This window comes from Phenylobacterium sp., assembly GCF_036821595.1.
GTDB lineage: Bacteria > Pseudomonadota > Alphaproteobacteria > Caulobacterales > Caulobacteraceae > Phenylobacterium.
In genome coordinates this window covers 186,481-207,418 of the sequence record NZ_DAISJG010000002.1, presented here as the reverse complement: position 1 = coordinate 207,418, position 20,938 = coordinate 186,481, and the positions used below count along the sequence as shown (strand labels likewise).

Genomic DNA, 20,938 nt, shown 5'->3' with positions numbered 1-20,938 from the left:
GCCCAGGCCCGGCCCCTCTAGGAAGCCATTCGCCGCCCGCGCCCTCGCCCAGGCCCGGCCCCTCTAGGAAGCCATTCGCCGACGGCCCGCTGGCCCTCGGCCGCGACCCGCGCTCTATTCGCGGCCCATGAAAACCCTGCTGATCGTCTGGCATTCCCGCACCGGCGGCTCGCGGCAGATGGCCGAGGCGGCCGCGCGCGGGGCGCAGGCCGAGGCCGGCGTCGCCGTGCGGCTGGTGCGGGCCGCGGAGGCCCGGGCCGACGACGTGCTCGGCGCCGACGGCTACGTCTTCGCCGGCCCGGAGAACCTCGCCTCGATGTCCGGGGAGATGAAGGAGTTCTTCGACCGCACCTACTACGAGGCCCTCGACCGGGTGTCGGGCCGGCCCTACGCGCTGCTGGTCTGCGCGGGCTCGGACGGCCAGGGCGTGGTCCGCCAGGTTTCCCGCATCGCCACCGGCTGGCGGCTGAAGCCCGCCGCCGAGCCGATCGTGGTGATCACCCACGCCCAGGACGGCCCTGCGATCTGGGCCGAGAAGACCCTCCAGGCCCCCGACCTCGCCCGCTGCGAGGACCTCGGCCAGGCGCTGGCCGCGGGCCTGGCGATGGGGATCTTCTGAGGGGCCTCCGCGCCTCGGCGGGTCAGACCTCGAACGGCAGGGGCGGCGGATCGGGGCGGGTGAGGGTCAGCACGGGGCGCACGCCGGACCAGACCGCGATCTGGTGCACGTCGGGGGTGCGCTGCAGCAGGGCGCCGGCCGCCTGCAGGGCGAGGTGGTCCGAGGCGAGCTCGTGGGCCTGGAAACCGACCGGCCGGCCGTCCTCGCCCGAGCAGTAGAAGGCGTAGAGCACATTGACCGGCGGCATGGCGGATCTTCCTTGGCGACGCCATTCGGAATGGCGCAGCCTCGGTTCGGTTGCATCGACCGGAGCGGCCGGCAGGGCTTCTCCTCCAGGTTTCTTGACTTTACGCTCCTGCGCCCGGCCGCTACCTCGGCCGTGAGCCGCGGCCCCGCCACATGTCAGCAGAACCTGGCGTGGCCGGCCCCCGTTTGGGGAACTCGCCCCGCCCGCCAGTCCGAGGAGCCGCCTTGAGTCCTGCCGAGATCCGGGCCCGCCACCGCCGTCGCCGCCGCTCGGCGATGCGGGCCTTCCTGAAGGGCGAGGCCTTCGCCGGCCTGTTCCTGATGGGCGCCGCCGCCCTGGGCCTCTTGGTCGCCAACAGCGCAGCGGCCGGGGCCTACTTCGGTTTCCTGCACGCCTACGTCGGCCCCCTGAGCGTGCTGCACTGGATCAACGACGGCCTGATGGCCCTGTTCTTCCTGCTCGTCGGGCTGGAGGTGAAGCGCGAACTGATCGACGGCCAGCTCTCCACCTGGAGCCGGCGGGTCCTGCCGGGGCTGGCGGCGGTGGGCGGCATGGCCGTGCCCGCGGCGGTCTATGTGGCGTTCAACTGGGGCAATCCGCAGACACTGCACGGCTGGGCCGCCCCGGCGGCCACCGACATCGCCTTCACGCTCGGCGTGCTGGCGTTGCTGGGCAAGCGGGTGCCCGTCTCGCTGAAGATCTTCGTCACGGCGCTGGCCATCATCGACGACCTAGGCGCGGTGGCGATCATCGCCCTCTTCTACTCCGAGGGGCTGTCGCTGCCCTGGCTGGGCGCGGCGGCGGCGATCCTCGCCGTGCTCGTGGCGCTGAACCGGTTCCGGGTCATGGCGCTCTGGCCCTACCTGGCGCTGGGTGCTGTCCTCTGGGCCTGCGTCCTGCAGTCGGGGGTGCACGCCACCCTGGCCGGCGTGGCGCTCGCCTTCACCGTGCCCCTGATCCCGGCGCCGGCCGCGCCGGACGACGCGAAGTCGCCGCTGCACCGGCTGGAGCACGGCCTGCACCCGTTGGTCGGCTTCGCCATCATCCCGATCTTCGGCTTCGCCAACGCCGGGGTGACCCTGGTGGGCGTGGACGTCCTGGCCCTGCTGATGACCCCGGTCGCCCTCGGCGTCGCCGGCGGCCTGTTCGTCGGCAAGCAGGTCGGCATCTTCGCCTTCACCTGGGCGACGGTGAAGCTGCGCCTGGCCGATTGTCCCGAGGACGCCACCTGGCGGCAGGTCTATGGCGTGAGCGTGCTCTGCGGCATCGGCTTCACCATGAGCCTGTTCATCGGCCTGCTGGCCTTCCCCAACGATCCGCTCCTGCAGGACGAGGTGAAGCTCGGCGTGCTGGCCGGCTCGCTGGCCTCGGCCCTGCTGGGCGCGGCCGTGCTGGCCACCACCAGCCGCTCGATCGAGGCCCGGCGCAACGCCGACACTCGGTTCAGCGCCCTTCGACCCAGACGTCGAGAGGCTGCTTCTCCTCGTGACGGATGACGAACCACCAGCCGAGCGCGAACACGATCAGGGCGGTGACCGTCCCGCCGAGGAAGCCGCCCGGCGTGGCGAACCAGACGGTCAGCCAGATGATGGTCGCGGCCAGCAGGACGCTGCACCATCGCAGGAGCACGTTGAACGCCTTGTAGGTGCGCTCGTGCGCGACCAACTCGGGATCCTGGCGGAGATGACTGGCGGTATCCATTCGGAGCCTCCGAAAACGACCGGCATCAGGAGCGCCAGCATAACGCCGTTTCGCCAAGCGCCCTAGCTCTGGCCCGCCGCCGATTTCCGGCTAGGGTGCGGGCCATGCGCACCCTCGTCCTCGCCGGCCTCTGCGCCGCCATCGCCGCCGCGGCCCACGCCCAGCCCGTCCCCGCCGAGCCGCCGCTGCTGGCCGAGCTGCCCGCCCAGGTCAGCCCCGATCGGCTGCGCGCCGACATCGCGAAGATGGTGTCCTTCGGCACCCGCCACACGCTCTCGGAGACGAAGTCGGACCGGCGCGGCATCGGCGCCGCCCGCCGCTGGGTGGCCGCCGAGTTCGGCGCGATCTCGAAGGATTGCGGCGGCTGCCTTGCCGTCGAGACGCCCTCGGCCGTGGTCACCGCCCCGCCACGGGTGCCCGAGCCCACGGAGATCATGAACGTCCTGGCCATCCAGCGCGGGACCGCCGACCCCGGCCGGGTGGTGATCATCTCCGGCCACCTGGACAGCCGCGTCACCGACGTCATGGACTTCAAGTCCGACGCCCCCGGCGCCAACGACGACGCCTCGGGCGTCGCCGCGGTGATCGAGGCGGCCCGGGTGCTCTCCAAGCATAAATTCCCCGCGACCATCGTCTACGCGGCGCTTTCCGGCGAGGAGCAGGGCCTGCACGGCGGCAAGATCCTGGCCGATTACGCCGCCGCCCAGGGCTGGCGCGTAGTCGCCGACCTCAACAACGACATCATCGGCAACACCGAGGGAATCGGCGGGGCGCGGGACAACACCCACGTCCGCGTCTTCTCCGAAGGCACCAAGGCGGTCGAGACGCCCGAGGAGGCCAACCGCCGGCGCTACAACGGCGGCGAGGTCGACAGCCCGTCGCGCCAGCTCGCCCGCTATCTCGACGGCCTCGCCGACCGCTACCTGGCCGACCTCGACGTGGTCATGGTCTACCGCACCGACCGCTTCGGCCGCGGCGGCGACCAGGTGCGGATGCTGGAGGCCGGCTTCCCGGCCGTGCGCATCACCGAGGCCAAGGAGCACTATCACCGCCAGCACCAGGACCTGCGCACCGAGAAGGGAATCCGCTACGGCGACACGATCGACGGGGTGGACTTCCCATATCTCGCCAAGGTCACCCGGCTGAACGTCCTGGGCCTTGCCGCGCTCGCCGCCGCGCCGGCCCCGCCGAAGGACGTGGAGATCGCAGGCGCGGTCTCGGCCGACACCACGGTGAAGTGGACGCCCGCGCCGGACGCCGTCGCCTATCGGGTGTGGTGGCGCGCCACCACCGATCCGACCTGGCGCTACAGCCGCACCGTGGCCCCGACCGGCGAGACGAAGCTCACCGGGGTCAACATCGACGACTGGTTCTTCGGCGTCAGCGCCGTCGGCCGCGACGGCCACGAGAGCCCCGTCGTCTACCCCGGCGCCCCCGGCCGCTGGGAACGCACCACCCCGGCCAACTGAGCGCCTGGATATCTTCCCCCGTCTGCGGGGGAGGAGCGCCGCCGGCGCAACCTGACCGCGGACTGACGTGTTCTCCCGACGACACTTCAGAGGGACACGTCTGCGCCTCGCGGCGCGCAACCGCGGTTCGAACCACCATGCCTTCCCCCCGCACCACCCTGGCGCTGATGGCCACGACCGGCCTCGCGCTCGGCCTTTCCGCCTGCAAGCTGGACAACCGCCCGCTGCTCGCCCGGGGCGAGCCGGCGGTCGCCTACGCCGCCGCCCCCGGCGCGGAGCTGGCCGGCTATCCCTACGCGCTGGGGCCGCTGGACCCGGCCGAGGCCGCGCCGATCCGCCCTGTGGGCGACGTCTACGACGGCTATGCGCTCGCCGAGCGGGCCTACGCCTACGACCGCGCCGCCTGGCAGGCGCCGCCGGACTACGGCTTCCAGTATGGCGAGGTGGAGCCCTGGGCCTGGCAGACCGCCGGCGACGAGCTGATGTTCGCCGAGCCGCTCGATGACGGCTACCGGTTCTACTATTACGAGCCCGGCGAGGCTTACCCCTACTTCGTCCGCGACCCGCGCTACGGCTACGCCTACGGCGACGACGGGACGCTCGCCGCCGTTTTCACCGCCGCCGGCGCGCTGCTGGGGAACGACCAGCTCTACCCGCTGGCGGGTGTCGCCGGGGCCTACCTGAACCGCGGCCACGACCTGCGTCGGACCTACTATGCCGAGCCGCGGTACGCCCTGGCCGCCGATCCCGTCTGGTATGACCGCTGGGAGGACCGCGCGCCCCTGCTGCGCACCGCCTGGCAGCCCTGGATGGCCGCGGCCGACCGGGTCGAGCCCTGGCGGGCCTACCGTGTCTCGAGCGGTCAGCGCGAGCTGCGCGCCTTCGAGGCCGAGCGCCTGCGCCGCGCACGCGAGGCGGAGAAGGTCGAGCGCAAATGGGCGAAGGCGCAGGACAAGGCCTGGCGCAAGGACGAGAAGGAATGGCGCAAGGCGATCCGCGAGGACGACCGCGCCGCCCGCGTCGCCTACGGTCCGGCCCCCCGCCTGGAGCCCGACCGCCACGGCCGCGACGACCACCGCGGCCGCGGGCGCGGCCATGACGTCGACCACAACGTCCGCGAGGCCCGTCCGGTCGCCGTGGCCGACAATCGCGACTGGCGTCCCCGCGGCGGCGAGGGCCGCGGCGGCGGCGGGAAGCGCCACGACGACGGCCCCAAGGGCCATGGCGGCGGCAAGGGCCACGGCGGCGACGACAACGGACGCGGCAAGGGCGGCAACGGCAAGGGCGAGGGCCACGGCAAGGGCGGCAAGGGCGACTAGTCCTCCGCCGCCATCCCCGGCGTCGGCGTGATCCGCACGCGCCGCGTCCGGCGGGGCGCGATGTCGTAGGGTCCCATCAGGAACATCCGTCCCCGGGCGTGGTCCAGCGCCACCCGGAAGCGGCTGAGGATGCCCAGCCCCAGCAGGCCGTCGGGGATCGGCCCCTGCACGGCCGGGGCGAAGATCTGCACGTCCAGGCCCTCGAACGCGTGGCCGGCGAAGCGCACCTGCCGGGCCTGCACCATCCGGTCCTGGCTGACCCCGCCCAGCGTCACCGAGCGGCCGCTGCGCACCTCCCGCCCGGCCAGCAGGCCCGCCGCGGTCGCCGCCTTCTCCGACAGCGCCAGCGCCCCCGTGGCGCCGGTGTCGACCATGACGTCGATCGGGGCGGCGGCCTCCACCTGCACCTCGGCCATCAGCGCCGCGGAGGTCCCGGCCCGGACGGTCGCCGCCCGCCAGTCCGCGCCCGGAGCCCACGCGCCCGTGCGCCAGAACGCGGCCCGCGCGCGGGGGAAGTCGATGTCGGCGACCACGGCCCTGAGCAGGTCGCGGCCGAGCAGCATGGAGAACGGCCGCCGGGTCAGCCGCGACAGCGGATGCAGGTCGAGCGTCGCGGCCCGCAGGCCCGAGAGCCGCATGGCCCCCAGGTCCAGGTCCAGCCGGACGGAGCGGGTGACGCTGGGCTGACCGCTCACCCCGAAGGCAAGCATGGGCACGGGCGAGGCCTGCGGCAGGGCGAGCTCGGTCGCCAGGCCGGTGTCGATGGCCGAGTACTGGGCCCCGGAATCCAGCACCGCCCGGATCTCGCGCCCGCCGACCCGCGCCGCCAGCTCCACGAGCCCGCCCGGCTCCGGCAGGGCGATCCAGCCGGTGGTCTCCCCCCCGCCGGCGAACAGCACCTCCGGCGCGGGCCAGGCCAGCCGCTCGCGCAGCAGCCAGACCCCGGCCCCGCCGGCGGCGAGCAGCCCGAGCTGGGTGAGGAGGGCCCGTCGGTTCAAAGCGCCGCGATGAGGACGAGGCCCAGCAGGGCCGCGGCGCCGACCCCGGCCACCGCGGCGACCATCATGCCCTTCTGGCCGCCCAGGCGGGCGTCCGGCTGCAGGTCCGGCGTGGCGGCGTTCTTGGTGGCGCTGGACGGACGGCCGGCCTGCTCCGCGGCGCGCGTGGCGTGCACCGTCTCCGGCGACGGCGGCGTGCCCGCCGCCTCGTCGTCGGTGCCCAGCGGCGAGGCGGCCGGGTCGAAGCCCGCCACCTTGTCGCCGGTGCGCCCGCTCTGGATGTCGTCGCTCAGCTGGGCGGTGGTGGAGCCACGCGGCCGGGGTGTCGCGCTGTCGAGGTGGGTCATGGTCGAGGTCTCCTGTCCTCTCCAGAACACCTCAGGCGGCCGGCGGGTCCCGCAGGGAGCGGGCCAGGATCTCCAGCGTCAGTCGCGCGGCCTGCCGGGTCTCGTCCTGCTCGCCGCGCTCGAAGGCCGTCAGCCCCGCCTCGAACAGCTGGTCGAGGTCCTCCGACGTCAGCACACCCTTGCGCCGCAGGGTCGAGAGCGTGCCCACGATCAGGGCGTGCAGGGCCTGCAGCATGCCCGCCCGCTCGGCCTCGGCCGAAATGGGATTGTCGTCGTTCATGGGGGCCTTGCTCCGTAAGCGCCTGTCATCTCCAGTTCACCCGCCGAAGGTCAGGAGTCCAGCCGGAGCCGTTGGAACCCGAGGTTTGTCATTGTGTTGAACGCGGTCATGCGAACGAGAAAGAACGCCGGAACCGCCCGGCTGCTGGCCCGCGTGGCCCTGGGCGGATGGGTGGCCTTTTCCGCCCTCAACGCCCAGGCGGCCGACCTCAGGGACGTCGCCGCGGCGTTCGGCAACACCGTGCTGGCCACCTATCCGGACGGCAAGCACCAGCGCATCTGGCTCAGTCCGGACGGCAGCTACGAGGCCGTCGGCCGCCGCGGCAAGCCGTCCTCGGGCAAGTGGAGCCTGAAGGGGGAGAAGGTCTGCCTGAAGCAGTCCCGGCCGTTCCCGGCGCCGATCTCCTACTGCACCCACTTTCCCGACCAGGGCGACATCGGCGTCACCTGGACCGGCAAGGACCTCGCCGGCGTCCCCATCGAGCTGCGCCTCGTCAAGGGCATCCAGAAACCCCGCAACGGCGCGGGGAGCTGAGCGTCCCCGCTTGCGTCATCCCACGGTCGTGCGCAGCACGATCCGGCGGGACCCAAGCGGCCGCGCCGGATCGCCAACGCGGCTTGGGTCACCCGGATCAGCCTGCGGCTGACCGTGTGATGGCGATGGCTCGGCCTACAGCCCCGTCTCCACCGTCCCGGCCGCGGCGGCGATGCGGCGGTCGGCGGGGAGGTCGCGGCTGGCCAGCCAGTGCTCGGCGACCGCGCGGCTCACGGCCTGGTGGAAGGCGAGCCTCGCCCCCACGGGCTTGCTCGTCCGGCGCATCATCACCGCGACCGCATAGGTCCGGCCGTCCGGCGCGGTGATCAGGCCGACGTCGTTGATGCCCACAGAGGCCCCGCGCCAGTCCTGGCCGGTGCCGGTCTTGTGGCCCAGCGTGAAGCCGGTCGGCAGGCCCGCCTTCAGCCGCCGTGGCCCCGTGCGGGTGTCGTGCAGCAGGCCCACCAGCACCTCGGTGGACGCCGGCGACAGCAACTCGCCCTTCTTCAGCGCCGCCAGCGCATGGGCGATCGCCACCGGCGACGCGCCGTCGGCCGGGTTGGCCAGGTAGGCGTCCATGGCCGCGTCGCGCACGCCGTCGGGCAGGGCCGCGCGGGCGTGCTGGAAGTTCCAGTCGATCCCGTACTCGGGCCGCCAGCTCATGCCGGCGATCATCGCCTGCAGGTCACGCTCGTAGGCCCCGACCCGGAGGTCGCCCAGCCCCTTGTCGGCCAGGATGGTGGTCACCGCATCGGCGCCGCCCAGCTCGCGCATCAGCTTGTCGTTGGCCGAGTTGTCGCTCTCGGTGATCGCCCAGCGCAGAAGGGCCTCGATGCTGATCGGTATGCCGTCGTTGCGGATCCTGCGCCCGAGCGGCTGGTAGAAGACGCTGCGGTCGTCGGGACCCAGCAGCACCATCCTGTCGAGCGTGGTGGTGCCGCGGTCGATGGCCTCCAGGGTCGCCACCGCCACCCACAGCTTCGACACGCTCTGCTGCGGATAGAGGCCCTCGCCGTCCACCTGGGCGGTCCAGCCGGCCTCGACGTCGGTGACGGCGATGCCCACGTCCTCGCCATAGGCCTCGGCCAGGGCCTCGAGCCGCGACTGCAGGCCCGCCGGCGGCGGGGGGGGGGCGGGCTCGAACTCCACGGCGATGCGGCGCGCGGCGGTGAGCGCCACGTCCGGCGCGCTCTGCTGGACGCCCGCCCAGCCCCCCGCTGCCGCCGCGGCGGCGACCAGCAGGCCGGCGGCGGCGATCGCCCGGGGTCTGGCCCGCACCGGGGCCGCAAGCTTGCCAAACATCGCCTTCATCAGGGCCCAAACGCACGGCCGCGTCAAACGTGGCCGTAGTCACGGTCACGCTATCCCACACGGCTCAGTGCGCGTGCCCGCACACCCCGTCCCCGCCGCGCACCTCCAGGGTCACGTGGCTCAGCCCCGCCAGCCCCTTCAGCCGCGCGTGGTAGGCCTCGACAGGCTCGGGATGCTCGGCGGCGATCACCGCGATCACCGCGTGGTGGCCGGGACCCAGGCGCCAGAGGTGCAGGTCCACCACCGTCTCGCCCTGCGCCGACAGCCGGTCGCGCACCTCCCGAGTCAGGAGGGGGGAGGGGTTGATGTCCAGCAGCGGCCTGCCCGCCTTGCGCATGAGGGCGAACGCGAATTGGGCGACGAGGCCCGCCGCCACCAGCCCGGCCAGGGTGTCGAGGAACTCCAGCCCCAGCCGGTCCCCGGCCAGGATCGCGGCCACGGCGAACACCGAGACCGCAGCGTCGGCGCTCAGGTGAAGGTGCACGGCCGAGAGGTTCAGGTCGCCGTCGGTGTCGTGGCGGGCGGCGTGGGCCTTGGTGGGCCGGAGCAGCCAGATGCAGACCAGGGTCACCCCCAGGCCGCCGAGCGCGATCGGCAGGGCTCCGTGGTAGTCCACCGCCTGCGGGTTCAGCACCCGGCCGGCGCTTTCCACCAGGATCAGCACGGCGGTGATGGCCAGCACCACGGCGTTCGCGAAGCCGGCCAGATAGCCCACCTTGCCGGTGCCGAAGCTGAACGCCCGGTCCTCGGCGCGCCGTCGCGCGAAGGCGTAGGCGCCGGCCGCCACCAGCAGGGCCGCCACATGGGCGCCCATGTGCAGGCCCGCCGCCATCAGCGCCATGGAGCGGGTCATCAGGCCGCCGGCCAGCAGGGCCAGGAAGGTCACCGCGCAGATCGCCGTGACGATCCAGGTGCGGCGCTCGTTGCGGCGGTGGTCCGCGCCCAGGTAGGTGCGGTCCTCCCGGAAGGCGTCGAGCGCGTCGGGCAGGGCGTCGGGGGCCCGCGGGGGATCGGCGGCGGTCATCAGGTGTTACGATATAACACCGGCGTTGCAGAACGCCACTTCATAACCGCGCGCCGCGTCGCTACATGGCGGGTCATGACCGACAAGACTCCCGTGACCGTGCTGACCGGCTACCTCGGCGCCGGCAAGACCACCCTGCTCAACCGCATCCTCTCGGAGGAGCACGGCAGGAAGTACGCCGTGATCGTCAACGAGTTCGGCGAGGTAGGCATCGACAACGACCTGATCGTCGGGGCCGACGAAGAGGTCTTCGAGATGAACAACGGCTGCGTCTGCTGCACCGTGCGCGGCGACCTGATCCGGGTGGTCCAGGGGCTCATGAAGCGGAAGGGCGGCTTCGACGCGATCATCGTCGAGACCACCGGCCTCGCCGACCCCGGCCCGGTGGCCCAGACCTTCTTCGTGGACGAGGACGTCCGCGCCAAGACCCAGCTCGACAGCGTGACCACGGTCGTCGACGCCAAGCACCTGCCGCTGCGGCTGAAGGATTCGAAGGAGGCGGCGGAGCAGATCGCCTTCGCCGACCAGATCATCCTCAACAAGACCGACCTCGTCTCCGAGGCCGAGCTGGCCGAGGTGGAGCGCGCGATCCGCACGCTGAATCCCCTGGCCCCCATCCACCGGGCGCAGCGCTCCAACGTGCCGCTGGAGCAGGTGCTGGGCCGCGGCTCCTTCGACCTGGCGCGCATCACCGAGCTGGAGCCGGACTTCCTCAACCCCGGCCACGGCGAACCCGGCCACGTGCACGACGAGCACTGCGGCCACGACCACCACGACCATGACCATCACCACGGCCACGATCACGCCCACCATGACCATGGTCACGACCACATCCACGACCACGTGGCCGAGAGCGGCATCCGCGGGATCTCGCTGACCAGCGACAGGCCGCTGAACGGGAACAAGGTCACCGCCTGGCTCAACAACGTCCTGCAGACCCAGGGGCCGGACATCCTGCGCGCCAAGGGGATCCTCGACGTCGCCGGCGACGACCGCCGCCTGGTCTTCCAGGCCGTGCACATGATCCTCGAGGGCGACTTCCAGCGTCCCTGGCGCGAGGACGAACCCCGCTACTCCCGCCTGGTCTTCATCGGCCGCAACCTCGACGAGGCGGCGCTGAAGGCCGGCTTCGAGAGCACGGTGGCGTAGCGCTCCCGGCGCGACCGCGCTGCGCCTCCGACATCTTTCGGAGGGCCCCTGATCGTCGTCATCCCACGGTCGTGCGCAGCACGATCCGGGGGACCCAGGCGGAGGTCCCGGATTCCCCGGCTCGGCTTGGGTCACCCGCACCAGCCTTCGGCTGACCGCGGGATGACGACGGAGGGCGAGGAAGAAGGAAAAGGCGGGGACCGGCCGACGGGTCGGTGACGGCCGGCCCCCAACTCCCGGAGGTGGAGTCCTGGGCCCGCGCTGGGACGCGAGTCTGGCCTGATCTGACCGCCGAATCCGAAACTACGCAAGTAAAATATTACAGATGTAGTGTTGCCGTCGTCCGACGGTCGGCTGACGGTGTGGTGACGTGGGGGAGGGCAGGCCCCCGCGTCCGCCCACGAAAAAGCCCCGCCCGGTTTCCCGGACGGGGCTCTGAATTTCGTCTCCGAAGGACCTAGATCTCTTCGTTGATCAGGGCGACCTGGTAGAAGCCGTTGCCCTGCAGGGTGTTCATCACCGCCATGAAGTCGCCGTAGCGGACGGTCCGGTCGGCGCGGATGTAGACCCGCTGCTCGGTCGGGGCCGTGGTCGGGTCCTCGACGCGGAGCACCGCGGCCAGGTCCGACGGCAAGCCGTCGAGGTTGGTCGGCCGCTCGCCGATGTAGAGGGCGCCGCCCTGCTGGATGTTCACCAGCACCGGCTCCTTCACGACCGTGCCCGGGGGCGGCGGGATCGCCGGCGGCAGGTCGAGCTTGATCGACACCGTCGCGGCGGGGATCGACACCATGAAGATGATGAGGAGCACCAGCATCACGTCCACGAAGGGCGTGACGTTGATGTCGCTGTTCTGGCCGAGGTCGAAACGGTTGCCGCCCCCACCGCCCAGCTTTGCGCCCATGCGTATTATCCTTCCCTGGGGCGGTCTTGGCGCCCGTCTTAGAGTCCGGTGACCTTTGGCAAGGCGTTATCGGATTGTAAAGCCCGAAGCGGAGAACCGCGTTCACCGCGCGGGATGGGCCTTCCGCGCGGGCTCCCGGCGCTCTAGGTGAGGGCGCCATGAGCATCCACGCCTTCGACGCCTATGTCACCGCCGCCCTGTTCGACAAGGCCGGCCGCGCCGTCTTCGCCCTCGGCGACGGCACGGTGAGGTTCGAGGACGGCCAGACCGTCCAGGCCCACGACGGCGCCGTCCTGTGCGCCGCGGTCCACCCCTCGGGGGAAGGCCTGGTCACCGGCGGCGACGACGGCCGGCTGGTCTGGTCGCGGCCGGACGGCGCCGAGGAACTGGCCAAGGTCCCCGGCCGCTGGATCGAATCCGTCGCCGCCAGCGCCGAGTCGAAGCTGATCGCCTTCGCCGCCGGCCGCGAGCTGCACGTGCGCGACACCTCCGACCCGGCGTTTACCCGCGCCTTCCAGCACGAGAAGTCGGTCGCCGCCATCGCCTTTGATCCCAAGGGCCGCCGCATCGCCTGCGCCACCTATGGCGGCGCCTGGCTGTGGTACGCCCGCATCGCCGACCAGAAGCCGGCGATCCTGAAGTGGGCCGGCAGCCACGTGGCGTGCGCCTTCTCGCCGGACGGCAAGTTCCTGATCTCGTCGATGCAGGACAACCAGCTCCACGGCTGGCGGGTCGCCGACGAGACGAACATGCGCATGGGCGGCTACCCGGCCAAGGTGAAGAGCCTGTCCTTCCTGGCCAAAGGGGCGCTGATGGCCACCTCCGGCGCCAACGGCGTCGTGGTCTGGCCCTTCGCCGGCTCGACGGGGCCGATGGGCAAGCAGGCGGCGGAAGTCGGCTACGAGGAGAGCGCGCTCTCCACCATCGTCGCCGGCCAGCCCTCGGGCCAGTGGGTCGCCTGGGGCCTCGACGACGGCCGGGTGAAGGCCTGCGACCTAGCCGGGCAGAAGATCCAGACCCTCAAGGCCGAGAAGGGCTCGCCCGTCACCGCCCTCGCCATCACCGCCGACGCGAAGCGGGTCGCCTGGGGCGACGAGGACGGAAACGCCGGCGTTGCGGAGCTCTAGCGGCCCCGCGCCGCGCTCCACAGCAGCCAGATCCCGAAGAACACCAGCCCCTGGCCGAGCGCCGAGAGCAGGCCCGCCAGCGCCAGGCCGATCCGGAACATCAGCTGCTCCATGGCCGGATCGGAGCTGTTGGAGACCAGGAACAGGCCGGTGAGGAGGAGGGACCCGGCGACCGCCAGGACCGCGCCCAGCGCCGCCCGCCCCACATTGGGATGCTCGGACATGGTCTCCTCCTAGCGGCTCATGGTGACGCCGCCTTGATCCCGCGCAAGGGCCTTCAGTCGAAACCCTGCAGCTCGCCCCAGGCCTCGAACGGGTCGCGGGCGGCCTTCAGCGTGTTGATCGGCGCGTCCGCGTCGCGGTAGCCGAGCGCCATGCCGGAGAACAGCATGTGGTCGTCCGGCAGGCCCACCTGCTCGGCCACCGTCTTCGGATAGCGCGCCCAGTACTCCTGGGCGCAGGTGTCCAGCCCGCGCTCGGCGGCCAGCAGCATCACCGTCTGCATGTACATGCCGAGGTCCGCCCACTGCGGGGGGCCGAGCTTGCGGTCGAGGCAGAAGAAGATCCCCACCGGCGCCCCGAAGAACTCGCCGTTCTTGGCCAGCTGCCGGAGCCTGGCGGGCTTGTCCTCGCGGGGGATGCCGATCGTCGCGTAGAGGTCCTCGCCGTTCTGGAACCTGCGCGTGCGGAACGGGTCCCACAGGTTCGGCGGATAGACGTCGTACTCCGGCTCCTCGCCGAACGGGTTGGCCGCCACCTTGGCCTTCAGTTCGGCGAGCGGCGCGCCCGAGAGCGCATAGACCCGCCAGGGCTGCAGGTTGCCGCCGGACGGAGCCTTGGCCGCCCGCTCCAGGATCTCGCGCACCACCGCGCCGGGCACCGGGTCCGGCCGGAACGCCCGGACCGAGACGCGCTTCTCCACCGCCTCTGAGACGTTCATGGCTTCCTTAACCGTCCTTGACGAGCATCCTACTCGCCGGTCCTAACACAGGCTCCGCAACGTCATGGCAAGGACGAGACCCCGTTGAGACGCCTGTTCAGCGCCCTCCTGATCCTCGTCCTGGTGGTCGGCTGGATCGGCCCGGTCCTGACCGTCGCCCTCTACCGCTTCGCGCCCCCGCCGATCACCTTCCTGATGGTCCAGCGGGTGGTCGAGGGCCGCGGCTTCTCCCGCACCTGGATGCCGCTGGAGGACATCTCGCCGGCCGTGGTTCGCGCCGTCATCGCCGCCGAGGACGCCCGCTTCTGCCGCCACATGGGCTTCGACCTCGAGGCCATCGAGAAGGCCATCGAATACAACGCCCGCGGCAAGAAGGTCCGCGGCGGCTCCACCATCAGCCAGCAGACCGCCAAGAACGTCTTCCTCTGGCCGCGCCGCGACTGGGTCCGGAAGGGCCTGGAGACCTACTTCACCGTCCTGATCGAGCTCGGCTGGGGCAAGCGGCGGATCATGGAGGTCTACCTCAACTCCATCGAGTGGGGCCCGGGCGTCTACGGCGCCGAGGCCGCCGCCCGGAAGAACTTCGGCGTCTCGGCGAAGGACCTCACCCCGGCCCAGGCCGCGCGGCTCGCCGCCATCGTCCCCAAGCCGCTGTCCTGGCGCGCGGCAAAGCCCGGTCCCTACGTCCAGCGCCGCTCCGGCGCCATCAACCGCAACGCCCGCGCCGTGCGCCGCGAGGGCCTCACCGACTGCGTGCTCTGATCCCTCACTCCGGCTCGTAGATGATCAGCCCGAGCCCCCAGCGCCGGGCGCTGTCCATGGCCGTGGCGAAGTCGTCCGGCACGGCCGCCTCGTCGGTGACCTCGCCGGCCCGCAGCGAGGCGACCTCCGTCCAGCCCCGCTCGGCCAGGGCGGCCAGCGCCTGGGCCTGAGCCCCGGCCTCGTCCTCAGCGGCCACGAACGCCAGCACGGTCAGCCGCGCGGGGTCGTCCGGCTCGTATCCCTCCAGCGTCGCCACGAAGATCGCCAAGCCGTCCGCCTCCGCCCTTGGAAGCCCTCATCCCACCCGGAGGGTTCCGCCGGCAAGCTTGACAATCCGCCGGCGCCCGGGCCGCTATTCCCCCTCATCGGGGGCCGAGGCGGGCGAATGGTTGGAATTGCGGGGCGCGCGCGCCGAGGCCTGGCCGCAAGGCTGGCGCTGATCCTGGCCGCGTCCGCCGCCGCCGCGGGGCCGGCCGCCGCCCGGGGCGCCCTCGACGACGGCTCCGACGGCGGGAGCCGCGGGCGCGCCGCCCTCGTCGCCGAACTCCGCGCCCGGCCGCAGGACGCCCAGGCCCACCTGCGCCACGCCCGCCTGCTCAGCCGCGACTTCCGGGCCCGCGACACCGCCGACTGGCGCCCGGCCGCGGCGGCCTACGAGTTCGCCCTGCAGCTCGACCCCAGCCTCTCCGCCGCCCGCCTGGAGCTCGGCCGGCTCTACGCCCAGGTCGGCCGCGCCGGCCTCGCCCAGCAGACGCTGGCGGAGTACGTCTCCCTGGAAGGCGGCGACGCCTCGGGCTTCGCCGACCTCGCCCTCGCCGCCCTGCGCAGCGGCGACCTCGCCGTGGCCCTCTGGGCCGGCCGGAAGGCCGCGGCCCTATCCCCCGGCCTGCCGGAGACCGCCGCGGCGGCCACCGTCGCCGGCGCGCTTGACGCCCCCGACGCCGCCGCCCTCATGGACCGCCTGCGCGGCCTCGATCCCGCCCGCGCCGCCTCCGTCGCCCGCGACGTCGCCGCCTGGCGCCAGGGCGCGCGCCTGGCCGCCGCCCAGCGCGCCGCCCAGGCCAGCGCGAGCAGCGTCTACGCCTCGTCGTCCGCCTCGGCCTACGCGACCGGCTCCGGCGCCGGCGGGTCGTCGCTGACGCCGCAGCCGCTGTCGGCCCTGCCCGGGCCCTGCGCGGACACCCCGCGGCCGGCCATGGCGGTGATCGAGGCGGTGATCGTGCGCCAGGTGGACGAGAGCTCGGCGGCCCGCGGCGTCAACCTGCTCTCCGCCCTGCAGCTCGTCGCCCGCGGCCGCATCCGGGTGGCCGAGGAGCGCCCGGCCGGAACGCCGACCCAGAACAACAACTACCTGACCCTCTCCCTGCCCGACGGCGGGATCAGCTACCTGCTCGACATCCTCGACGACACCACCTCCCGCGCCGACGTGCTCGCCCGCCCGTCCCTGGTGGCGCTCGACCGCACGCCGTCGCTGTTCTTCTCCGGCTCGACCATCTCGGTGCCGCTGGCCAGCCAGTACGCCAGCTCGCTGGAGGAGAAGACCATCGGCGTCTCCCTGGCGGTCACCCCCACCTTCCTGTCCGACGACGAGATGCTGCTGGCGGTCGCCGCCGGCCGCTCCTACCTGGAGGACCAGCTCGACGCCCAGCTCGACCAGGGCATCCAGACCACCAGCAACTCGGTCGCCGCCAACGTCCGCATCCGCTTCGGCGAGACCCTGGTGCTCTCCGGCCTGACCGAGCGCGAGGACGACCGCACGGCCAGCGAGATCCCGCTGGTCGGCCGCCTGCCGGTCGCCGGCCTGTTCGCGGCCCGGCGGGTCGACCGACGCCTGCGCCACAACCTGCTGGTCCTGCTCACCCCGCGCCGGCCCAACGAGACCGGCCCGGACCACCAGGGCGCCGACAGCCTGCTGCCGGTGCGCTACGACCGCCGGCTCGCCGAGGCGGTGGCGGCGCTGGCCCGCGCCGAGACGCCGGAGGCCGCCGCCCTGGACGACCTCGCCCGCCGCCTCGCCCGCGCCGACCTGCTCGACAAGCTGCCGCTCACGCCGCCGCGCTGACCGGGCCCCGCCGCCCCGCCGCCTCGCCCGCCAGCGCCCGGGCGACGCTGACGCAGACCAGCGCCTGGCCGGCGAAATAGAGGCTCCACACCCCGAAGCCGACCCAGGCCTGTCCGGCCAGCGGCCCGATTCGGGCGAAGATCAGCAGGTCGGAGACCACGAACATCAGGGTGCCCAGCGCCGTCAGGTGGCGCGGGAACCGGCTCAGCCAGGCCGCCCCGGCCATCAGCGCCCCGCCCGCCGCATAGATCCCGATGCCGACGGCCGCGGCCCGGTCGTCCGGCAGGGCCCAGGCCGCCGCCGCCACGGCCGGGACCAGCAGCCCGGCGAACGCCCAGTCCGGGCGGCTCAGCCCCGCCCGCCGGTTCTTCAGGTAGAGCCACACGGCCAGCAGGTGCCCGGCCAGGAAGGCCACGCCGCCGGCCGTCATGTCCTGTCCGTCCAGCAGCACGTCGCCCAGGAAGCCCAGCCCCATCACCGCGGTCAGCAGCCAGCCGTCGAACCGCCGGGCCATCAGCGCCGCATAGAGGGTCAGGAAGCCCACCCCCGTGCCCTTCCAGGCCACCGACCAGGCGCGCGGCAGGTCCATTTCCCACGAGGCCACATAGCTCACCCCGCCCAGCAGGGCCGCGCCCAGCGCCCACGCCGCCAGCCTGCGCCGGTCCATCCGTTCCTCCCCCGAAGTCCCGTTTCAGGGTTCTATAGCAGAGCTTCCGCCCGCTGCGCCTGCGCCGGCCGGACGCCGGGGGCGGGCTTGACGTCGCGTCGCGCTTCCCTCCGGGCGGCCGGTCTGGTTACTCGGAGCGCGCCTAACCCCAGCCGGAGCGACGTCCCATGAGCCCCAAGCCGCTGCATCCCGAGACCCTGGCCCTGCACGCCGGCTGGCGGGCCGACCCCACCACCGGCTCCGTCGCCGTGCCGATCCACCAGACCACCTCCTACCAGTTCCGCGACACCGCCCACGCCTCGGCCCTGTTCGCCCTGCAGGAGGCCGGCAACATCTACACCCGGATCATGAACCCCACGACCGACGTGCTGGAGCAGCGGGTGGCCGCGCTCGAGGGCGGCGTGGCGGCGCTCGGCCTCGCGTCCGGCCAGGCGGCCTCGGCCATGGCGCTGCAGAACCTCGCCAGCGCCGGCGACAACGTGGTCAGCTCCACCGCCCTCTACGGCGGCACCTGGAACCTGTTCGCCAACACCCTGCGCAACCAGGGGATCGAGGTGCGGTTCGCCGACCCCGACGACCCGGAGAGCTTCCAGCGCGCCACCGACGCCCGGACCCGCGCCTACTACGCCGAGACCCTGCCGAACCCGCGGCTGGAGGTCTTCCCGATCGCCGAGGTGGCGGCCATCGGGCGCCGGCACGGCGTGCCGCTGATCATGGACAACACCGCCGCCCCCCTGCTGTGCCGGCCGCTCGACCACGGGGCGGCGATCGTCGTCTACTCGGCGACCAAGTACCTGGGCGGCCACGGCACCTCGATCGGCGGCCTGATCGTCGACGGGGGCAAGTTCGACTGGGAAGCCGCGGGCGAGCGCCAGCCGGCGCTGAACAGCCCCGACCCATCCTACCACGGCGCGGTGTGGACCGAGGCGGTCAAGCCGATGGGGCCGATCGCCTACATCCTGCGGGCGCGCACCGTGCTGCTGCGCGACCTGGGCTCGGCGATCTCGCCGTTCAACGCCTTCCAGATCCTGCAGGGGGTGGAGACCTTGCCGCTGCGCATGCCCCGCCACTGCCAGAACGCCGCCGCCGTCGCCGCCTGGCTGGCGGCGCGCCCGGGCGTCACCCGGGTCATCCACCCCAGCCAGCAGTCCGGCGAAGCCCGGGCGCGGGCCGACCGCTATCTGGCCGGCGGCCACGGCGGGCTCCTGGGCTTCGAGCTGGCCGGCGGCGTCGAGGCGGGCCGCCGGTTCATCGACGGGCTGAAGCTGTTCTACCACGTGGCCAACATCGGCGACGTCCGCAGCCTGGCGATCCACCCGGCGTCCACCACCCACTCCCAGCTCGACGCCGAGGCCCAGCTCGCCACCGGCGTCTCGCCCGGCTACGTTCGGCTGTCGGTCGGGCTGGAGCACATCGACGACATCATCGCCGACCTCGACCAGGCGCTCTCGGCGGCGGGCGCCTAGGCTCCGACCGCCGCCGCCACCAGCCGCGCCCGCTCTTCCGGCGCCAGGACCTTCGGTTCCGCCACCGGCCTGCCGGTCGCCACGTCGAAGAACGGCGTCTTCCGGTAGCTGCCGTCCAGCCGCGCCTTCAGGCTCCGCGCCACCACGCGCAGCAGCACGCCCGCTAACGGGGTCTGCGGCGGCTTCGGCTCACCCCTCGCGTGGCGGACGAAGCCGAACAGCCGCGCGGGCCCGAACGCGGCGTCGAGCGCCGGCCCCGCCCCGCCCAGCGACGGCGCCAGCAGCGAGGCGTAGGCTGCCTTGTGCGAGGGGCCGGTGTTGGCGACCGGCGTGTTGCAGCAGGCCGCGTACCAGCGCAGCGGCCCCCGCCGCGTCATGCGCACGCAGGCCAGCCGCTGCGCGCCGGAATCGATCCGGATCGCGCTCGGGACCGTCAGCAGGGCGTTCGTGCCGCCGCGCGCGTCCAGGTCCGCGTCGGGCCGGCCCAGGAACTGCGCATAGGCCTGGCAGTCGGCGCAGTAGCAGGTGATCCGCTCGTGCGGCGCGGCCGTGTCGACGCTCCCCCGCACCGCGCCGCACCGGCAGGCCAGAGGATGGAGCATGCGCCGCCTCGCGTGATTTTTACGCCTGTAGTCCGACGGTGAGCGCCACCCCCTGCGCTGTCAACGCCGGCGCGGGCCCGCCGACACCTCCCCTCCCGCCCTTGGGGTCCATGTTCCCAAGCGCCACACCGCGCCGCCGCGCCGGCGATAGACGGCGCCGTCCGCCAGTGTCGGATGTTCCGGGCGCCGTGCGTCCTGTAACCAGGAGCGGAGGGAGAACCGGCGCGATGATCACGGTATGGGGCGGGCAGACGTCCAGGTCGCTGCGGGTCGTCTGGCTGCTGGAGGAGATGGGCCTGCCCTACCGCGTGCGGCAGGTGGACATGCTGTCGGCGGAGAAGGATCCCGCCTGGCTCGCCGTCAATCCGGGCGACTTCCTGCCCGCGATCCAGGACGGCGACATCACCATGGTCGAGTCCGTGGCGATCCTAGAGTACCTGATGGGCCGCTACGGCCCCACGCCGCTGCAGCCGGCGCCCGACGATCCGGCCTTCCCCGCCTACCAGCAGTTCCTCCACCTGGGCGAGGCGGGCCTCGCGACCCTGATCATGGTCCCGCTGGTCAGCGGCTTCATCGCGCCGGAGGCCGAGCGGGACAACTGGGGCGCCCGCTGGGCCCGCGAGTGCGTCGAGCGCCGGCTGCTGCTCGTGCGCCGGCAGCTCGCAAGCGCGCCCTACATGGCCGGCGACCGGTTCACCGCCGCCGACATCTCGGTCAGCTACGCGCTCCGGCTGGCCGCGAACCACGCCGGCTTCGCCCTCAGCGACGCCGAACAGGCCTACCTCGCCCGCACCACCGCCCGCGACGCCTACAGGCGCGCCTTCGACCGCTCCCACGAGGGGGTCGCGGCCTAGGAGGGGTGGAGGGGGCGCCGCGACACACCCACCCCCGCTCATCCCGGCGAAAGCCGGGACCCAAGCGGAGGTTCGGCTGCGCACCTGCACAGCAGGACATCCCGGACGTCAGCTATGGGTGGGCAGCGGCAACGGGGCGTGTAACGTGCCGCCGATCGAGGGACCCATGGGCGGCGACCTGCGGACATGGCTCCGCACCTATCACGAAGACATGGTGCGCGAGGCGAAACGAACGAACGTCAGCTGGACGCACCGGCGCGTCAGGCGCCGCGCGCTTCCCCTCCTCTTTGCTGTCCCGTTCCTCGGATTGGTGGGAAGCGCGTTCGACGTGCCCAGGCCGTGGCTCGCCGTCGGCCTGCTGGTCATCCTGGCCCTGGTCGTGGCTGTGGTCGTCCACGCGACCCACACCTTCCTCAGGCACGGCAACAAGCCGTATCGGCTGGAAGCACTCGATGTTGATGACCGCTAGCTGACGGACCGCCTGATCGTGCGCTCCGGCGCCGCCGAAGGCGGAAGTCCGCTCCCGCCACGGCGGCGCATTCTCCCCGGAGAATGCCGC

25 protein-coding genes are annotated in these 20,938 nt (G+C 72.8%); 12 read left to right on the top strand and 13 right to left on the bottom strand.

The features are described 5' to 3' along the window. The first annotated feature begins 127 nt into the window (after positions 1-127). The gene (locus V7Z97_RS02495; protein WP_334161199.1) at positions 128-619 is read left to right on the top strand and encodes a flavodoxin family protein; all 492 of its coding nucleotides are present in this window, start codon (positions 128-130) and stop codon (positions 617-619) included. A gap of 22 nt (positions 620-641) precedes the next feature. Here the strand turns inward: V7Z97_RS02495 and V7Z97_RS02490 are convergent, their stop codons facing one another. Continuing rightward, entirely contained in the window at positions 642-866 is a 225-nt protein-coding gene (locus V7Z97_RS02490; RefSeq protein ID WP_334161198.1) for a hypothetical protein, read from the bottom strand. Positions 867-1,090: 224 nt separating this feature from the next. Here V7Z97_RS02490 and nhaA point away from each other — a divergent pair, with 224 nt between their 5' ends. After that, positions 1,091-2,362 (top strand): Na+/H+ antiporter NhaA, encoded by a 1,272-nt coding sequence (gene nhaA, locus V7Z97_RS02485; RefSeq protein ID WP_334161197.1) that lies wholly within the window; start codon positions 1,091-1,093, stop codon positions 2,360-2,362. Here nhaA and V7Z97_RS02480 read toward each other — a convergent pair. Further along, positions 2,310-2,567 (bottom strand): aa3-type cytochrome c oxidase subunit IV, encoded by a 258-nt coding sequence (locus tag V7Z97_RS02480; RefSeq protein ID WP_334161196.1) that lies wholly within the window; start codon positions 2,565-2,567, stop codon positions 2,310-2,312. The two genes, nhaA and V7Z97_RS02480, sit on opposite strands and share 53 nt — an antisense overlap. Positions 2,568-2,671: 104 nt before the next feature. Between V7Z97_RS02480 and V7Z97_RS02475 the strand changes: the two genes are divergently transcribed. Next, positions 2,672-4,036, top strand: a complete 1,365-nt coding sequence (locus V7Z97_RS02475) for a M28 family peptidase (RefSeq protein WP_334161195.1) — start codon at positions 2,672-2,674, stop codon at positions 4,034-4,036. 137 nt (positions 4,037-4,173) lie between these two features. After that, positions 4,174-5,355: a hypothetical protein gene (locus V7Z97_RS02470; RefSeq protein WP_334161194.1), complete on the top strand. Its 1,182-nt coding sequence runs from the start codon at positions 4,174-4,176 to the stop codon at positions 5,353-5,355. Here the strand turns inward: V7Z97_RS02470 and V7Z97_RS02465 are convergent. Genes V7Z97_RS02465 through V7Z97_RS02455 form a run of 3 tightly spaced genes read right to left on the bottom strand, consistent with a single transcriptional unit; the run spans position 5,352 to position 6,980 of the window. Next, complete coding sequence (locus tag V7Z97_RS02465) at positions 5,352-6,353, bottom strand: aspartyl protease family protein (RefSeq protein ID WP_334161193.1); 1,002 nt, start codon at positions 6,351-6,353, stop codon at positions 5,352-5,354. The two genes, V7Z97_RS02470 and V7Z97_RS02465, sit on opposite strands and share 4 nt — an antisense overlap. After that, the gene (locus tag V7Z97_RS02460) at positions 6,350-6,700 is read right to left on the bottom strand and encodes a hypothetical protein (RefSeq protein ID WP_334161192.1); all 351 of its coding nucleotides are present in this window, start codon (positions 6,698-6,700) and stop codon (positions 6,350-6,352) included. Before V7Z97_RS02460 ends, V7Z97_RS02465 begins: the two co-directional genes overlap by 4 nt. A 31-nt stretch (positions 6,701-6,731) precedes the next feature. Next, positions 6,732-6,980, bottom strand: coding sequence for a hypothetical protein (locus V7Z97_RS02455; RefSeq protein WP_334161191.1), 249 nt, complete (start codon positions 6,978-6,980; stop codon positions 6,732-6,734). Positions 6,981-7,088: 108 nt separating this feature from the next. On the opposite strand from V7Z97_RS02455, the gene V7Z97_RS02450 reads away from it, so the two are divergent. Next, positions 7,089-7,514 carry a hypothetical protein gene (locus tag V7Z97_RS02450; RefSeq protein WP_334161190.1) on the top strand — a complete coding sequence of 142 codons (426 nt, stop codon included), beginning with the start codon at positions 7,089-7,091 and terminating at the stop codon, positions 7,512-7,514. A 135-nt stretch (positions 7,515-7,649) separates the two neighbouring features. Here V7Z97_RS02450 and V7Z97_RS02445 read toward each other — a convergent pair whose 3' ends face one another. Further along, a complete protein-coding gene (locus V7Z97_RS02445) occupies positions 7,650-8,825 on the bottom strand; it encodes a serine hydrolase (RefSeq protein WP_334161189.1) in 1,176 nt (391 codons plus the stop codon). 64 nt (positions 8,826-8,889) lie between these two features. Further along, a complete protein-coding gene (gene dmeF / locus V7Z97_RS02440) occupies positions 8,890-9,849 on the bottom strand; it encodes a CDF family Co(II)/Ni(II) efflux transporter DmeF (RefSeq protein WP_334161188.1) in 960 nt (319 codons plus the stop codon). A 75-nt stretch (positions 9,850-9,924) separates the two neighbouring features. Here dmeF and V7Z97_RS02435 point away from each other — a divergent pair, with 75 nt between their 5' ends. Continuing rightward, on the top strand, positions 9,925-10,998 hold the full coding sequence (locus tag V7Z97_RS02435; RefSeq protein WP_334161187.1) for a CobW family GTP-binding protein: 1,074 nt from the start codon (positions 9,925-9,927) through the stop codon (positions 10,996-10,998). Between the two features lie 457 nt (positions 10,999-11,455). Here the strand turns inward: V7Z97_RS02435 and V7Z97_RS02430 are convergent, their stop codons facing one another. Further along, a complete protein-coding gene (locus V7Z97_RS02430; protein ID WP_334161186.1) occupies positions 11,456-11,899 on the bottom strand; it encodes a biopolymer transporter ExbD in 444 nt (147 codons plus the stop codon). A 158-nt stretch (positions 11,900-12,057) separates the two neighbouring features. Between V7Z97_RS02430 and V7Z97_RS02425 the strand changes: the two genes are divergently transcribed. Then, on the top strand, positions 12,058-13,026 hold the full coding sequence (locus V7Z97_RS02425; RefSeq protein ID WP_334161185.1) for a WD40 repeat domain-containing protein: 969 nt from the start codon (positions 12,058-12,060) through the stop codon (positions 13,024-13,026). On the opposite strand, the gene V7Z97_RS02420 is transcribed toward V7Z97_RS02425, so the two are convergent. Further along, positions 13,023-13,250, bottom strand: a complete 228-nt coding sequence (locus V7Z97_RS02420; RefSeq protein ID WP_334161184.1) for a hypothetical protein — start codon at positions 13,248-13,250, stop codon at positions 13,023-13,025. The genes V7Z97_RS02425 and V7Z97_RS02420 overlap by 4 nt on opposite strands. A 53-nt stretch (positions 13,251-13,303) precedes the next feature. Then, positions 13,304-13,966 carry a nitroreductase gene (locus V7Z97_RS02415; RefSeq protein ID WP_334161183.1) on the bottom strand — a complete coding sequence of 221 codons (663 nt, stop codon included), beginning with the start codon at positions 13,964-13,966 and terminating at the stop codon, positions 13,304-13,306. Positions 13,967-14,050: 84 nt separating this feature from the next. On the opposite strand from V7Z97_RS02415, the gene mtgA reads away from it, so the two are divergent. After that, a complete protein-coding gene (mtgA, locus tag V7Z97_RS02410) occupies positions 14,051-14,728 on the top strand; it encodes a monofunctional biosynthetic peptidoglycan transglycosylase (protein ID WP_334161182.1) in 678 nt (225 codons plus the stop codon). Between the two features lie 4 nt (positions 14,729-14,732). Here mtgA and V7Z97_RS02405 read toward each other — a convergent pair whose 3' ends face one another. Next, a complete protein-coding gene (locus V7Z97_RS02405) occupies positions 14,733-14,996 on the bottom strand; it encodes a hypothetical protein (protein WP_334161180.1) in 264 nt (87 codons plus the stop codon). Between the two features lie 117 nt (positions 14,997-15,113). Here V7Z97_RS02405 and V7Z97_RS02400 point away from each other — a divergent pair, with 117 nt between their 5' ends. Beyond that, positions 15,114-16,790: a hypothetical protein gene (locus V7Z97_RS02400; RefSeq protein WP_334161179.1), complete on the top strand. Its 1,677-nt coding sequence runs from the start codon at positions 15,114-15,116 to the stop codon at positions 16,788-16,790. On the opposite strand, the gene V7Z97_RS02395 is transcribed toward V7Z97_RS02400, so the two are convergent. Beyond that, positions 16,774-17,457, bottom strand: coding sequence for a lysoplasmalogenase family protein (locus V7Z97_RS02395; RefSeq protein WP_334161177.1), 684 nt, complete (start codon positions 17,455-17,457; stop codon positions 16,774-16,776). The two genes, V7Z97_RS02400 and V7Z97_RS02395, sit on opposite strands and share 17 nt — an antisense overlap. A gap of 167 nt (positions 17,458-17,624) precedes the next feature. On the opposite strand from V7Z97_RS02395, the gene V7Z97_RS02390 reads away from it, so the two are divergent. After that, a complete protein-coding gene (locus tag V7Z97_RS02390) occupies positions 17,625-18,923 on the top strand; it encodes an O-acetylhomoserine aminocarboxypropyltransferase/cysteine synthase family protein (RefSeq protein ID WP_334161176.1) in 1,299 nt (432 codons plus the stop codon). On the opposite strand, the gene V7Z97_RS02385 is transcribed toward V7Z97_RS02390, so the two are convergent. Further along, on the bottom strand, positions 18,920-19,525 hold the full coding sequence (locus V7Z97_RS02385) for a DUF6151 family protein (protein ID WP_334161175.1): 606 nt from the start codon (positions 19,523-19,525) through the stop codon (positions 18,920-18,922). The genes V7Z97_RS02390 and V7Z97_RS02385 overlap by 4 nt on opposite strands. 227 nt (positions 19,526-19,752) lie before the next feature. On the opposite strand from V7Z97_RS02385, the gene V7Z97_RS02380 reads away from it, so the two are divergent. Both V7Z97_RS02380 and V7Z97_RS02375 read left to right on the top strand, forming a co-directional pair. Then, positions 19,753-20,379: a glutathione S-transferase family protein gene (locus tag V7Z97_RS02380; protein ID WP_334161174.1), complete on the top strand. Its 627-nt coding sequence runs from the start codon at positions 19,753-19,755 to the stop codon at positions 20,377-20,379. A 166-nt stretch (positions 20,380-20,545) separates the two neighbouring features. Next, positions 20,546-20,848: a hypothetical protein gene (locus V7Z97_RS02375; protein ID WP_334161173.1), complete on the top strand. Its 303-nt coding sequence runs from the start codon at positions 20,546-20,548 to the stop codon at positions 20,846-20,848. The last annotated feature ends 90 nt before the right edge of the window (positions 20,849-20,938 follow it).

Bases quoted from the DNA above. Each gene is read 5' to 3' on its own strand.
- V7Z97_RS02495 (WP_334161199.1), top strand. From the start codon at position 128: ATGAAAACCCTGCTGATCGTCTGGCATTCCCGCACCGGCGGCTCGCGG.
- V7Z97_RS02490 (WP_334161198.1), bottom strand. From the start codon at position 866: ATGCCGCCGGTCAATGTGCTCTACGCCTTCTACTGCTCGGGCGAGGAC.
- V7Z97_RS02480 (WP_334161196.1), bottom strand. From the start codon at position 2,567: ATGGATACCGCCAGTCATCTCCGCCAGGATCCCGAGTTGGTCGCGCAC.
- V7Z97_RS02475 (WP_334161195.1), top strand. From the start codon at position 2,672: ATGCGCACCCTCGTCCTCGCCGGCCTCTGCGCCGCCATCGCCGCCGCG.
- V7Z97_RS02470 (WP_334161194.1), top strand. From the start codon at position 4,174: ATGCCTTCCCCCCGCACCACCCTGGCGCTGATGGCCACGACCGGCCTC.
- V7Z97_RS02460 (WP_334161192.1), bottom strand. From the start codon at position 6,700: ATGACCCACCTCGACAGCGCGACACCCCGGCCGCGTGGCTCCACCACC.
- V7Z97_RS02455 (WP_334161191.1), bottom strand. From the start codon at position 6,980: ATGAACGACGACAATCCCATTTCGGCCGAGGCCGAGCGGGCGGGCATG.
- V7Z97_RS02450 (WP_334161190.1), top strand. From the start codon at position 7,089: ATGCGAACGAGAAAGAACGCCGGAACCGCCCGGCTGCTGGCCCGCGTG.
- V7Z97_RS02445 (WP_334161189.1), bottom strand. From the start codon at position 8,825: ATGAAGGCGATGTTTGGCAAGCTTGCGGCCCCGGTGCGGGCCAGACCC.
- dmeF (WP_334161188.1), bottom strand. From the start codon at position 9,849: ATGACCGCCGCCGATCCCCCGCGGGCCCCCGACGCCCTGCCCGACGCG.
- V7Z97_RS02435 (WP_334161187.1), top strand. From the start codon at position 9,925: ATGACCGACAAGACTCCCGTGACCGTGCTGACCGGCTACCTCGGCGCC.
- V7Z97_RS02430 (WP_334161186.1), bottom strand. From the start codon at position 11,899: ATGGGCGCAAAGCTGGGCGGTGGGGGCGGCAACCGTTTCGACCTCGGC.
- V7Z97_RS02425 (WP_334161185.1), top strand. From the start codon at position 12,058: ATGAGCATCCACGCCTTCGACGCCTATGTCACCGCCGCCCTGTTCGAC.
- V7Z97_RS02420 (WP_334161184.1), bottom strand. From the start codon at position 13,250: ATGTCCGAGCATCCCAATGTGGGGCGGGCGGCGCTGGGCGCGGTCCTG.
- V7Z97_RS02415 (WP_334161183.1), bottom strand. From the start codon at position 13,966: ATGAACGTCTCAGAGGCGGTGGAGAAGCGCGTCTCGGTCCGGGCGTTC.
- V7Z97_RS02400 (WP_334161179.1), top strand. From the start codon at position 15,114: ATGGTTGGAATTGCGGGGCGCGCGCGCCGAGGCCTGGCCGCAAGGCTG.
- V7Z97_RS02395 (WP_334161177.1), bottom strand. From the start codon at position 17,457: ATGGACCGGCGCAGGCTGGCGGCGTGGGCGCTGGGCGCGGCCCTGCTG.
- V7Z97_RS02390 (WP_334161176.1), top strand. From the start codon at position 17,625: ATGAGCCCCAAGCCGCTGCATCCCGAGACCCTGGCCCTGCACGCCGGC.
- V7Z97_RS02385 (WP_334161175.1), bottom strand. From the start codon at position 19,525: ATGCTCCATCCTCTGGCCTGCCGGTGCGGCGCGGTGCGGGGGAGCGTC.
- V7Z97_RS02380 (WP_334161174.1), top strand. From the start codon at position 19,753: ATGATCACGGTATGGGGCGGGCAGACGTCCAGGTCGCTGCGGGTCGTC.
- V7Z97_RS02375 (WP_334161173.1), top strand. From the start codon at position 20,546: ATGGGCGGCGACCTGCGGACATGGCTCCGCACCTATCACGAAGACATG.